Source organism: Marinomonas posidonica (assembly GCF_043643765.1).
GTDB classification, from domain to species: Bacteria; Pseudomonadota; Gammaproteobacteria; order Pseudomonadales; family Marinomonadaceae; genus Marinomonas; species Marinomonas posidonica_A.
The window spans coordinates 32,339-45,888 of sequence record NZ_JBHZSP010000019.1; the positions used below are offsets into that span (position 1 = coordinate 32,339).

A 13,550-nucleotide genomic window follows, 5' to 3' on the forward strand; every position below is an offset into this window, starting at 1 on the left:
GTTAAGGCTCATTCATGACGTTGATATAAAAAATCCCCAGCATCAAAGATACTGGGGATTTTTTTAAGCCAACGAAAAATTAACCCTTAGTAAAGACGATATTACTCCCCTCCACATCCGCTAAGATCTGATCTCCCGTAACAAACTGCCCAGATAACAGCTCATTTGCTAATGGGTTTTCAATCCACTGCTGAATGGCACGTTTCAATGGTCGCGCTCCATATATTGGATCATAACCGACTTCTGCCAGACGCTCCTGAGCCTCTTCCGTAAGAGTTAAGCTCATACCCATCTCAGTCAACCTGTCATTAAGGTGAGCTAACTGGATAGCGGCAATCCCTTTAATCTGCGAACGCATTAATGGGTGGAAAACAACCGTTTCATCAATCCGGTTAATAAACTCTGGACGGAAGTGTGTCCCCACCACTGACATCACCTTAGCTTTGATCTCATCATATTGATCATCAGACTGATATTCTTGAATCAGATCCGATCCCAAGTTCGACGTCATGACGATGACCGTATTTCTAAAGTCCACGGTACGACCCTGTCCATCCGTCAGACGCCCATCGTCTAATACTTGCAACAAGATATTAAACACATCCGGATGCGCCTTCTCGACCTCATCAAGCAACAGCACAGAGTATGGTCGACGTCTAACCGCTTCAGTTAGGTAACCACCTTCTTCATAGCCAACATACCCTGGTGGCGCACCAATCAAGCGTGCTACAGAATGTTTTTCCATGAATTCTGACATATCTACTCTCACCATCGCTTGTTCAGTATCAAACAAGAACTTGGCTAAGGATTTGCACAACTCGGTTTTACCAACACCTGTCGGCCCCAAAAAGAGGAAAGAACCATTTGGCTTGTTGGGGTCAGCTAAACCAGAACGAGATCTTCTCACCGCATTAGAGACCGCTGAAACCGCTTCATTTTGCCCCATAACCGACTCATGCAATGCCTCTTCCATACGTAATAGCTTGTCACGCTCACCTTCCAACATTTTATCCACTGGAATCCCTGTCCAGCGAGAAACCACCGTGGCGATCTCCTCTTCTGACACATGTCGCTTCAATAGACGAGTTTCGGTGTTTTCTTCCTCTTGACCCGCCTTTTCAATTTCCGCTTCCAACATTGGAATGACACCATATTGCAACTCAGACATTTTCGCCAAATTACCATTACGACGCGCCTCTTCCATTTCATGTCTAACGCCTTCCAGCTCTTCTTTTAGCTTTTGTGCCCCATGCACTGCCGCTTTCTCTGCATTCCAAATCTCTTCCAAATCAGAGAACGATTTTTGCAATCGCTCTATTTCACTATTCAATTCATCCAAACGCAGTTTAGACGCTTTATCTTTCTCTTTTTTAAGCGCTTCTTTTTCAATTTTTAATTGGATGAGTCGGCGCTCCAAACGATCCATGTCTTCTGGCTTCGAATCCATTTCCATACGAATACGACTGGCTGCTTCATCGATCAAATCAATAGCTTTATCCGGCAACTGTCTATCCGTAATATAACGCTGAGATAATTTTGCCGATGCGATAATCGCTGAATCGGTAATATCAACGCCATGGTGCACTTCATATCGCTCTTTTAAACCGCGTAGGATGGCGATGGAATCCAGCACACTTGGCTCATCCACTAACACTTTTTGAAAACGTCTTTCGAGCGCCGCATCTTTCTCAATGTATTGACGATATTCATCCAGTGTCGTCGCGCCAACACAGTGGAGCTCACCTCTTGCCAATGCAGGCTTCAACATATTGCCAGCATCCATTGAACCTTCGGATTTCCCCGCACCTACCATAGTATGAATCTCATCAATGAATAAGATTACCTGCCCTTCTTGTTTAGACAGCTCATTCAACAATGCTTTTAGTCTTTCCTCAAATTCGCCTCGATATTTGGCTCCGGCGATTAACGTCCCCATATCTAGAGACAAGACACGCTTTTTCTTTAGCCCTTCTGGCACTTCGCCATTAATGATACGCTGAGCCAAACCTTCTACAATGGCAGTTTTACCCACACCTGGCTCACCAATTAATACCGGATTATTCTTACGGCGACGCTGTAAAACCTGTATCGTGCGACGAATTTCATCATCGCGGCCTATGACAGGGTCCAAACGACCTTCAGCTGCCCTTGCCGTCAAATCAACCGTATACTTATCTAGAGCCTGACGACTTTCCTCAGCATCAGGATCATTTATCGAATCACCGCCGCGAATGCTGTCTATCACACTAATAATGTCGGCTTTGGTAACGCCAGTATCTTTGAGGCTTTTCGCTAAATCATCTTTACCATCAAACATTGCCAGCAAAACAAGCTCTGAAGAGATATATTGATCTTTACGCTTCTGCGCTTCTTTGTCTGCTAGGTTTAATAAACGCCCCAATTCTGGGGACATTTGTACATTGCCATCGTGATCCTGAACCTTTGGTAGGCGACTCAACAATTCATTTAAACCATCACGGAACTTAGCGACAGGGATACCCGCCTGCTGAAGGATTGGACGAACGCCACCACCTTGCTGATCAATCAGAGCGATCATTAAATGCAAAGGCTCAATATAAGAATGATCTTGTCCGAGCGCTACGGACTGAGCGTCAGAAAGAGCCAACTGTAATTTACTTGTTAATCGGTCAATACGCATAATCTGACATCCTTTAAATAAATAAGGTCAAATAGTTCATTTAAGGACTTAATGGTTATCAAAAAACACTTTTCAAGACAGGGGTGTCATTTTTTTGACACCTATCAATAAAATGTCACTTTTACGCCTCGATCCAAACAACGGAAGCCATTCTTCCGGTCTGCCCATCACGCCGGTACGAGAAAAACTGCTCTTCCTCGGTATAGGTACAATAATCGCCACCGTATACTCGCTCAACCCCAACCATTTCTAGGCGTTGCCGCGCCAAGGTATACAAATCCGCTAACCACTTTCCTTCTGAAGTCGGCTTAAACGCCACATGCGCATTTGCCTCCTGTTCACAAAAAGCCTCAAATACCTCTTGCCCCACTTCAAAAGCATTCGGCCCAATAGCAGGCCCTAACCACGCCATAACCTGCTTAGGATCAGTAAACTTAGCCAGTGTGGTCTCTAAAACACCAGCACACAAACCGCGCCAGCCAGCATGTGCTACCGCCACCTGCTGACCTGCCAAATCACAAAAAAAGACAGGAAGACAGTCTGCTGTTAATACTGCGCACACTTGCCCTATTGACTTAGAATACGCCGCATCTGCCGAATCAATTTGCTCTTTCGTTGGCAAGGTCACCACTTCAGTTCCATGAACCTGATTCAGCCAAACAACACTACCAGGCATATTGATTTGCTGAGCAAATCTCTCTCGATTGGTCTCCACTGCTTGCGACTCATCACCAACATGTGTCCCTAAATTTAAAGTCGAAAATGGTGACTGACTAACGCCCCCCTCTCGAGTGGACACAAAACCTTTAATAGAAGTTGGCGCCGGCCAATTTGGTGCAATATAGGACGCTCCTGACATAAAAAACTCCTTTCATGTCATAATAAAAAAGCAGCCTTAGCTGCTTTATTTAAATTTAATAGTATTCCGAGTCTTCACTGCCGGATTCCTGCATGTCCCGTTTTAGTGCGTCCAGCAGGTGCTGCATATCATCCGGTAGATCGATTTCCCACTCCATCCATTCACCAGTAGTAGGATGAGCCAACTCTAGCTTTTTCGCATGCAAAGCCTGACGACGAAAGTCTCTTAGGGCTTCTTGCAATTCAGGCGAGCAAGCCTTGGGCATTTTTAAACGACCACCGTATTGCGGGTCACCCACCAAAGGGTATTGAATGTGAGCCATGTGCACACGAATCTGATGCGTGCGCCCCGTCTCCAACTTCAAACGAATATGGGTGTGATTTTTATAGCGATTAACTAAACGATAGTGCGTCACAGCGTCTTTGCCATTAACGGGCTCAACAGCTTGTTTTTGACGGTTATGAGGATGGCGCCCAATCGGCTCATCCACAATCCCACCACCTGTCATTACACCAATGCTAATGGCCTCATATTCTCGTCCCATGCTGCGCTCTTGTAGCTGAGCAACCAAATCCGTTTGCGCCACAAGAGTTTTAGCAACAACCATTAACCCCGTTGTTTCTTTATCAAGACGGTGAACGATCCCTGCTCTTGGAACGTGTGCTGTTTCTGGCGCATGATGAAGTATCGCATTCATTAAAGTACCATCACGATTTCCAACCGCAGGATGGACCACCAAACCTGCCGGTTTGTTAATAATCATAATATCTTCATCTTCATAAACGATATCAAGATCCATTTCCTGCGCTTGATGCTCTTCTTGCGCTTCAATCTCGACATTCAGACTGATGGTTTCACCGCCAAAAAGCTTTTCTTTTGCTTTCATTGGTTGACCATCCACTAGGATGACACCCTCTTTTATCCAAGCTTGAATTCGAGAACGAGAATAGTCACTGAATAAATCTGTGGCAATCTGATCAAATCTATTTCCCCCCAAATCAAACGAAACTTGGGCTTCTTTTACTATGCGCTCTGCCATACAATACACTTTAACTAATTATTTTCAGTCCATCCCAATGTAAATATGATGTCTGAAAGTGAATAAAAATGTGTAGCACCTTGCACCGAGTTAGGATTCGCAATATAACGCTACGAACGCCAAACAAGGCCAATCAACTACATCAAGGTTTTGATTATACATGGGATTTTACCACTCATTACTCCGATTCACAGGAATAGTCGGTTTTTCTTTATTGACTGCTGCCTGTTCTAGCCAAAAAGTACAAGACCCCGATCTACCAGAGCGCGTTTATTACGATAAAGCTCAGCAAGCTTTGTCTGAAAACCTTCCTTCTACCGCCATTAAACACTTAAAAGATTTGGATTCACGCTATCCTTTTGGCAAATTCAGCACACGAGCCGAATTAGACTTAATCTATGCTCAAATCGAAGCTGGGGACTTCATTGCAGCTCATGCTACAGCCGAACGATTTATCAAAAATCATCCAGATAATGATTCAATTGATTATGCCTATTACATGAGAGCCTTGGCCACATACAAAGGTGCTGAGAGCTTACTGTCACGCTACTTAGGTATGGATCCAAGCGAGCGAGACTCTAAAGAGCTCACTAAAGCCTTTAATGAACTAGCCGACTTCTCTGCTCGCTACCCAGAAAGTCAATATGCGCCTGATGCAAAAGCCAGAATGTACTTTTTAAGAGAAATGGTTGCTCGTCATGAATTACAAGTAGCGCATTATTACATGAAACGCAAAGCACCTATCTCTGCCTTACGTCGTGGTCAAGAAGTATTACAACACTACCCAAGCACAAACTCTGTAGAGGAAGCTTTAGCGATTACCATCCAAGCCTATCAAGACTTGTCACAGGAAAAGTTAGCAAAACTAAACTTTGATATATTGAAATTAAATTTCCCCACCTCTAAATATATAGATGAGCAAGGAAGCTTTATTCGATTTAAACTGCCAAATGATGCAGATCCTGGTTTTTGGTACTGGGTTTCATTTGGATTAATTGATTAAAAATCACATTTTAAAAAATTGCCCTATTGGCAAAATGGGAACACAATATCCCCTTGACCATTTTGCCAAGAAGGTAATTTCTTCATAATGATATCCGTAAAAAAATCTTCTTTTATAAATGAATCAAGCCATAATTTTAAATTATGGTATTCAGATATTTCAAACCAATTTTTATCAACATTAGAAAATTGCCTAATAAAAGGAAAAATAGCGATATCAGCCAAACTCATATCATCTCCTAATAAATATCGACATTTTTCTAACCGCTTGTTCAAACGCCTAATAAACACTTCCGCATTCTGTCTATATTCCAACTCCGTTTTGTCGGGGTAACGATCGGCGTATTTGTACCGATCTAACCAATACTTAAACTGATTATCGTTACAAGCGATCCAAGTGTTTATTTTTTTCTGTCGAACACCAGAGCTAGGCCAAAGTCGCTCTGCTAACTCTTTTCGAGTTGTCTGCTTTAAAGCCCAGAACATAACATCCAGACTTTCAGGATAACGATTGCCCTGATCATCGAGCATTTGAGGTACCGTTGCTCTACCTCCTAACGCCAATAAAGCAGAAGGCTTCGACTTCAAATCAACCTCTCGAAGAAACACCTCACAATCCAAAAAAGCTAATACATAGCGAGCCCTAATAGCATAAGGACAACGTCTAAAGGAATACAAAATAGGCATGAAACAATACACCAATGAATCAAAAAAAAACCATGTTGCCTAAAGCATTCAACTAGAATGTCTTAGGCAACATGGTTTCGTGTTTTATAATGACAAATTATGTCAATTATACAATCGTAACGTTTTCTGCTTGAGGGCCTTTTTGACCTTGAGTTACCTCAAAAGTTACTTGTTGTCCTTCAAGCAAAGTTTTACGGCCTGTACCATTGATCGCTCTGAAATGAACAAACACATCAGCACCACCATCACGCTCAATAAAACCAAACCCCTTCTCGTCGTTAAACCATTTAACAACACCAGAAACTAACTGATCAGACATAATAACCTCGTTATTATAAATAATATCCATTAAATAAAATCGATTGTTCCATAATTTTAAGAAACAACTTAATGTTAAGTTTACATAAGATAATATTTACCTTAATAAAGTTAACAATCAACAGATAATATGATGTTCAAAAAAAAATAGAAAGCTATTCGAATATAAGTATTGTTAAAAAAAGTAAACTTCCTTTACAACTCACATCAATGAACCTACCGCTTTGATCAAGCAGCCATCTCTAAAAAGTCAAAAAACCAACCCATATCAGGGCAAAGACAAAACAAAGCACCAAATAGAGGCATAAATGGAACAGGTATTGCATAAAATGAGTTCGAATGAAGTATTTGTGATTGTTTTGGCCTTAAAAGCCTCAAGATAATGCAAAAAATAATAACGATCCCCATTTTGGGGCAAAATAATACACAGGAGACACTTGTGACCCCCTTAAATAGTGCAGTGGAAACTCTGATTTCCAGCTCGAATACACTTTTCATACTCCTAGGCGCCATTATGGTGTTTGCTATGCATGCAGGCTTCGCTTTCTTAGAAGTTGGTACTGTTCGCCATAAAAACCAAGTCAATGCTCTCGTAAAAATCATGACCGACTTTGCCATATCAGCATTAGTCTATTTCTTTATTGGTTATCAAATTGCTTACGGAGTAAGCTTTTTTGACAGTGCTAGCGTCCTAGCTGAGAACAATGGTTATGCACTAGTCAAATTCTTCTTTTTAATGACTTTCGCTGCCGCTATTCCGGCCATTATCTCTGGGGGAGTCGCTGAACGCGCCAAGTTTTACCCCATGTTAATTTCAGCAGCCATAATGGTTGGTATTGCCTATCCATTTTTTGAAGGCTTAATCTGGAACGGTAACTATGGCTTTCAGGCTTGGCTGGAGCGATCATTTGGTGCGCCTTTCCATGACTTTGCAGGATCTGTCGTGGTCCATGCCTTTGGTGGCTGGGTAGCTCTAGCGGCTATTATCTTGCTTGGCACACGTAATGGACGCTTTAAACAAGGGAAATTAGTCGCCTTCGCACCTTCTAATATCCCTTTCCTTGCTTTAGGAGCTTGGATTTTATGTATAGGCTGGTTTGGCTTTAACGTTATGTCTGCACAAACACTGGATGGTATCAGTGGCTTAGTAGCCGTTAACTCATTGATGGCAATGGTCGGCGGCACATTAGCAGCGATGATTTTTGGCAAAAATGACCCTGGATTTATACATAATGGTCCTTTAGCAGGCCTTGTGGCAATTTGTGCTGGCTCTGACATCATGCATCCTATCGGAGCATTGACAACGGGCGTGGTCGCTGGCGCTATTTTCACCTTCCTTTTCACTTTTATTCAACAGAAACTCAAACACACAGATGATGTTTTAGGGGTTTGGCCTTTACATGGCGTATGTGGACTTTGGGGTGGCATCGCTGCTGGCATTTTTGGTCTTGAACAATTTGGCGGGTTAGGTGGTGTTAGCTTTTATGCGCAAGTAATCGGCAGCCTTCTTGGTGCCACAGTTGCCTTGATCAGTGGATTGATCGTTTATGGCGTCATTAAATCCATCAGCGGTTTGCGCCTGTCAGAAGAAGACGAGTTTAACGGTGCCGACCTTGCCATCCATAAGATAGGTTCAATTGGCAAAGAATAATATCAAGCACTAAACACACGCAACGAAGAAGTAAAAAGCCAAATAATTGGCTTTTTACTTCTCTCTCCAACAAAGCTCACTATACTAAGCTTTTTTAGCGAGTAAATTGTATGAAACTGTGGCTCATAACCCACTCAGAAGAACTGAAAAAAAGCACTGGCACCGGCAAATTAGTTAAGCAAGCCCTGCAACAAGATTGTGAAATCATAGAATGGTCAAGAGTTGAACCACACCCTGAAATATTAGCACTCGATAAACAAAATACTTTATTAGTCTACCCATCCAATCAAGCCCAAGAACAAACTCAACCAATGATTAACCGACCTATCAAGCACCTCATTATCATTGATGGAACATGGCAGCAAGCTCGAAAAATATACAACCGCTCCCCTTATTTACATGACTTCACTCATTATGAAATTCGTGACATTCAATCAACATACAGTAAACGTCGTAACCAAAAACAGACAGGATTATGTACGGCCGAAGTGGCGATTCATCTACTAACAGAGCATCAACACCCAGCCGCAACAAAACTACAACAAGCGTATGATGATTTTAACCAGTAACTCGAACCCTGATGTCACCTAACCCTTCAATCCAGGCAAACATTTCGTCTCCTTTTATCACCGGGCCTACATTCTCAGGCGTTCCAGTCATGATTAAGTCTCCAGGACGTAATTCATACACCTCTGATAACTTGCAAATAACCTCTTCAATGGACCAAGTTAAGTGATCAACAGAACTTAACTGCTTAACATCACCATTTACTTTTAGTCCGATCTCCGCCTTACGCACCTTGGCATTTAATTCTGCACTTTTTAAGACGATAGGGCTGATGGGGGCAGACTCATCAAACGACTTCCCAACTTCCCAAGGTCGCCCTTTCTTTTTAGCTTGAGCCTGAAGGTCTCGGCGTGTCATGTCTAAACCAAGGGCATAGCCTAAGATGGCGTCTTCTGCCTCGTCAATAGACAACTGACTCCCCCCTTTCGCAAGCGCCACCACAAGCTCCACTTCATACTCCAGCTGAGACGTAGCTAACGGATACCGAATCGAAGACTTCTCAGAAAAAGCGACTGGCGTAACGCAAGCGGCGTCTTTTTTAAAAAAGAAAGGCGGGTCGCGATCAGGATCATCCCCCATTTCTCTTGAGTGAGCCGCATAATTTCGGCCAATACAAAACACTCGACCCACTGGAAAAAAACGCTCATCACCTTCAATAGGCAAACTAGTTTGTTGTTGTACAGGCACTACATACTTCACATTACATACCTTAATTTTCTTAAAAATGACCTGTCTTAAGCCAAATAAAGCATTCACCATCAACTCGCCAATCTATGGGCGAAAAGCTAGGCTCTCGAAACCAAATACCTGTAGACAGTGAGTATTCTCCATAGCTCGCTTGTCCAGAAATCACAAAAACCTCAACCGCTTTAGACAAAGCCAATGTGGTTAATGTATTTTCACCTGACATTCGGATTAGATACACCCTTTCTTCACCATATTGATACAAAGGCAATATTGATGAGTCTTGTTGATACCAAATACTAGAAGCATCTAAGGAAACCTGATTTAAATCAGATGGATGAAATTGATGCAATTTTACAAACAGCAAACATCCCTCATCACTATGAGGAGCATGACTGGTCCCTGGGGGGTTACGAAAATAAGAGCCAGCCTTAAAATCACCAGATTCATCCGAAAACACACCACTCAATACCAGAATCTCTTCTCCTAGAGGGTGAGGGTGAGGGCGAAAAACCGATTTTGGTTGATATTGCACTATGCTAGTCGCGTGACCTCTTTCCGCTTCTTCCCGCGCCAGAGGCTTCCTAAACACACCTGTCATAGGGCTACCAATCCACTCTTCTTGATTCGTATCTATAACGACAGTTTGAGCAAAATCCATATTGAGCATAAGCAACAACCAACTGAACAAAATATACTCAGTTTAACGGTTAGCTTAAATTGTAATCAAGTAAATTCGTAAAAGAATCAACTTATTAGAAATAAAAAAAGGCACCAAATGTTGCCACTTGGTGCCAAAAATGTTCCAACAATCCGCCTACAAGAGAAGAAATATGGAACCTTGAATGATCGTATTTAACATAAGGCTCCCTCCTTCAAACCATCAGGAAGAAGCCTTAGAGTAAATAAAATCAAATATCTATGATTTTAGAAACCGTAGTAAACGCCAACGGCTGTTTGAGTGTCTGTGTCGCTGTTAGAAGCATTTTCAAAGCTACCCACTTCACCGTATACGTATACGTTAGACGCAAGGCTGTATGTCACACCTGCACCGTATTCGTTGTAATCATCACCACTGTCTGGAGAGATAGACTGAACAGATGCGTAAAGGTCACCTGCACCGTAACCATAACGAGCGGCTAGACCTAATACGTCTTGTGTATCGGTAGTTGTTTCAAATTTAGCAGAAACATTCAGATTAGGCTGAAGCTCGTAGCCAGCAGACAAACCGACTGTACTTTCACCATCAACATAATTGCCATTTTGATCGTAACCAAGAGCAACGGTTAAAGCACCAGTAGAATATTTCACAACACCAGTTACACTTGAACCATCTTCAGTCTGAAGATCATCACCTGTTGCAGTCGGAATTGAGTCATCATCACCTGTCACTTGCGTAGACAACTGGACTTCAAAACCGTTCATAGAAGGAGAAAAGAAAGCAATAGTATCACCCTCTGCTGTTGTCGTTGCATTAGCAAAACCTAGCACCTCGAACTGATCAACAGAATCTTGGATAGCGTTGTTATAGATACTGTCAAACGTACCTACTTGCACTTTACCAAATCCACCTTTCAAACCGACAAAAGCTTGATCAAGGTTAACATCTACACCGCTTTTCTTTTCGTCTGCATCTGCTTCAAGTTCATATTTGAAGAAAGCAGTTAGATCATCATTAATTAATGTTTCGCCTTTGAAACCAAATGTAGAACCATTGTCAGCGAACTCAGATCCAGCATCTTTGTCAGTTAGTGCGTACTGGATGTTACCGTAAACATCAACGGTTGAACCTTCAGCTGCATGAACGGATACAGACGCAAGGGCTGCACTAGATACAGCAATAGCAATAATCGATTTTTTCATTCTCGTTTTCCCTTTAATGTGTACATAGTTTCTTGTAGGCGCTTGATACGTGCAAGCAACAATAAAACAATCTAAAGATTCTGCAGAAATTAACAATACCACACACATTAATTGCATAACCAATCCATTAATCGTGCATATTTCATGACATCTGTTATTAAAAAAGGAAGGAGAGAAAAAAAGAATATCTTAAAAAATCTTTAAAATCAGACAGTTGAAAACAAAAAGGACAGTAAATATGGAGATAATAAGGAGTGGAAATTAGATAAAAGGCAGCAGGATTGAAAGATAAGTGTAAAATCTTAATAAAATTAGCTGATAAACAACTAAAAATAGACAACCAAGGCTTTACTAAAGCAAAACCTTGGTACGAATTACCACATTAAATCATCAGGAATTTGGAAATCTGCATAAGGATCGTCATCAACCGTTTCAACTCTGTTATTACAAACCAGAATATAGCTGTCATCACGTTCACTGATCTTTACTGCGGCAGGCTCTGGAATAATTTCATATTGACTGTCTAGCTTCGCAATTGCTAATCGACCACCACTCAAGTCATTATGCATACCCTGGCTAATATAAAGCTGCTTAACTTTTTTGTTATCAGTAAAATGATAAGCAATATCACCATCCTCTTTGACAATTCGATTTTGCAGAATCATCTGACGGATTTGACCATGAACGGCTTTGTTTTCAATGTCTTTTTGGCGCTGCAAGTTTAACTGACGATCCTTTTCAAGCTTCTCATCTCTTTGCCTCTTCAACTCAGCTGCACGCTTATCCTTTTCATCATCAACGGCTTTACCGTTTTTCACCTTTTGCTTCTGCTGTAATTTCTCAGCCTTAATTTTCTTGGCTTTCTTCTTATCAACAATACCAGCACCTAAAAGCTGCTCTTGTAATGATTTAGCGGCCATCAGAACCTCCTTTAGAGAAAATCATACACATCACCAATCATCATTCAGATTTAATTGGAAACTCAAAATTTAGATACAAAAAAAGCGACTCGAAAGTCGCTTTTGTCAATCTATAACTAGATCAAATCTCTTAAAACGCTACCTTATAAAGGTGTTACGTTTTGAGCTTCAGGGCCTTTTTTACCTTGAGCTACTTGGAATTCAACTTTTTGGCCTTCAGCCAAAGTTTTGAAACCAGAACTGTTGATAGCAGAGAAATGAACAAATACATCAGGACCTTGATCCTGAGTAATGAAACCGAAACCTTTAGTTTCGTTGAAGAATTTTACTGTACCAGTTACTACGTCAGACATGTCTGTTTATCCTGTAGGTTAAGTTAATTTACACGGAAAAATTTCCGTTATAGTGCTAAAAAAACTCGGTATTACTTATGACTTAACAGGATCGAACATACTTAACGTAGTATTCGCAACTCTGGACATAAATATTGCCAACTCTTTTAAACGAACTTGATTGTAGTCTTCTTTTAACACCAGGGTCAATCAAGTTTTGAACAAATTTGCACCTATTTGTAAAACAACTGCCCTTTTCTGAGGCAAAGACCCTAATTAACGTCTTTAGATCAAAAAACGAATGACTATTTTCTCATAGCAACAAAATAACGGGGAAAATAAGAATTCAACACAAGAGTAAATCTTGATACAAGTAAACCAGAAATGCGTGCAATACTGAAATGCACTTAAAAGAAACACACCAAAGCCGCTGACGATGGATGGCTGTGACACAGTTGAGATAGTGCTATGTCTGGATGACTTAGAAAACTGAGGATATAAGAAATGACGACCTATATAAGCCCTTTGGGTACAATAATCTGAGACGATGGTATCTCAGTGGGTCAGATCCCTTTACGCGCATCAGGTTCTTTCCACTATTAACGGATTAGGAATTTGCTCCTTTTGTAAATGCAACGACTGCAAAAGTAAGATCCAAAGCAACGTAAGCCGATGTCGACGGCAGTGACGCAAGGCATCACTGCTGGGAATCGTGACTCTTCTACTTATACCAAGCTGATCTATCGCTACCTGAATTTGTTTAGAGTTTAGCTTTAAAGTATTCATAGTCTCTTTTTTGTTGTTTAGTTTGTTTTTTGATCGGAATAAAATAAATTTAACGAAAGAGAGGCGCTTATTAAAGCGCCGAGACACACTTCTACCTCTTATGTCCCCTGAAGACATAAGAGGTAGAAAAACCCTAATGCACGCCACCTTGGCATTGGAGTCGTGCTGACGCGTTGAACTTGC

13 protein-coding genes are annotated in these 13,550 nt (G+C 41.4%); 3 read left to right on the forward strand and 10 right to left on the reverse strand.

Annotation, left to right across the window (positions count from 1 at the left end):
- Positions 1–79 precede the first annotated feature (79 nt).
- The 3 genes from clpB to rluD form a co-directional block, all read right to left on the reverse strand.
- Positions 80–2,659, reverse strand: coding sequence for an ATP-dependent chaperone ClpB (gene clpB, locus ACHUFM_RS17310; RefSeq protein ID WP_394183832.1), 2,580 nt, complete (start codon positions 2,657–2,659; stop codon positions 80–82).
- 121 nt (positions 2,660–2,780) lie between these two features.
- Complete coding sequence (gene pgeF / locus ACHUFM_RS17315; protein WP_394183833.1) at positions 2,781–3,518, reverse strand: peptidoglycan editing factor PgeF; 738 nt, start codon at positions 3,516–3,518, stop codon at positions 2,781–2,783.
- Between the two features lie 55 nt (positions 3,519–3,573).
- Positions 3,574–4,557, reverse strand: a complete 984-nt coding sequence (gene rluD, locus ACHUFM_RS17320) for a 23S rRNA pseudouridine(1911/1915/1917) synthase RluD (RefSeq protein WP_394183835.1) — start codon at positions 4,555–4,557, stop codon at positions 3,574–3,576.
- Between the two features lie 160 nt (positions 4,558–4,717).
- On the opposite strand from rluD, the gene ACHUFM_RS17325 reads away from it, so the two are divergent.
- Positions 4,718–5,560, forward strand: a complete 843-nt coding sequence (locus ACHUFM_RS17325; protein WP_394183837.1) for an outer membrane protein assembly factor BamD — start codon at positions 4,718–4,720, stop codon at positions 5,558–5,560.
- A 23-nt stretch (positions 5,561–5,583) separates the two neighbouring features.
- On the opposite strand, the gene ACHUFM_RS17330 is transcribed toward ACHUFM_RS17325, so the two are convergent.
- Together ACHUFM_RS17330 and ACHUFM_RS17335 are read right to left on the reverse strand one after the other, a co-directional pair.
- Entirely contained in the window at positions 5,584–6,246 is a 663-nt protein-coding gene (locus ACHUFM_RS17330; RefSeq protein WP_394183838.1) for a glutathione S-transferase, read from the reverse strand.
- Positions 6,247–6,352: 106 nt separating this feature from the next.
- Entirely contained in the window at positions 6,353–6,565 is a 213-nt protein-coding gene (locus ACHUFM_RS17335) for a cold-shock protein (RefSeq protein WP_013795222.1), read from the reverse strand.
- 438 nt (positions 6,566–7,003) lie between these two features.
- Here ACHUFM_RS17335 and ACHUFM_RS17340 point away from each other — a divergent pair, with 438 nt between their 5' ends.
- Together ACHUFM_RS17340 and ACHUFM_RS17345 are read left to right on the forward strand one after the other, a co-directional pair.
- Positions 7,004–8,215, forward strand: coding sequence for an ammonium transporter (locus tag ACHUFM_RS17340; protein WP_394183840.1), 1,212 nt, complete (start codon positions 7,004–7,006; stop codon positions 8,213–8,215).
- A 110-nt stretch (positions 8,216–8,325) separates the two neighbouring features.
- Positions 8,326–8,784 (forward strand): DTW domain-containing protein, encoded by a 459-nt coding sequence (locus tag ACHUFM_RS17345; RefSeq protein WP_394183841.1) that lies wholly within the window; start codon positions 8,326–8,328, stop codon positions 8,782–8,784.
- On the opposite strand, the gene ACHUFM_RS17350 is transcribed toward ACHUFM_RS17345, so the two are convergent.
- The 5 genes from ACHUFM_RS17350 to ACHUFM_RS17370 form a co-directional block, all read right to left on the reverse strand.
- Positions 8,774–9,481 (reverse strand): fumarylacetoacetate hydrolase family protein, encoded by a 708-nt coding sequence (locus ACHUFM_RS17350; RefSeq protein WP_394183843.1) that lies wholly within the window; start codon positions 9,479–9,481, stop codon positions 8,774–8,776. The two genes, ACHUFM_RS17345 and ACHUFM_RS17350, sit on opposite strands and share 11 nt — an antisense overlap.
- Positions 9,482–9,500: 19 nt before the next feature.
- Complete coding sequence (locus ACHUFM_RS17355; protein ID WP_394183844.1) at positions 9,501–10,136, reverse strand: cupin domain-containing protein; 636 nt, start codon at positions 10,134–10,136, stop codon at positions 9,501–9,503.
- A 257-nt stretch (positions 10,137–10,393) separates the two neighbouring features.
- Positions 10,394–11,329: a porin gene (locus ACHUFM_RS17360; protein WP_394183845.1), complete on the reverse strand. Its 936-nt coding sequence runs from the start codon at positions 11,327–11,329 to the stop codon at positions 10,394–10,396.
- Positions 11,330–11,703: 374 nt separating this feature from the next.
- Entirely contained in the window at positions 11,704–12,249 is a 546-nt protein-coding gene (locus ACHUFM_RS17365; RefSeq protein WP_394183846.1) for a DUF2058 domain-containing protein, read from the reverse strand.
- A gap of 143 nt (positions 12,250–12,392) precedes the next feature.
- Entirely contained in the window at positions 12,393–12,602 is a 210-nt protein-coding gene (locus tag ACHUFM_RS17370) for a cold-shock protein (protein ID WP_013795215.1), read from the reverse strand.
- Between the last annotated feature and the right edge of the window lie 948 nt (positions 12,603–13,550).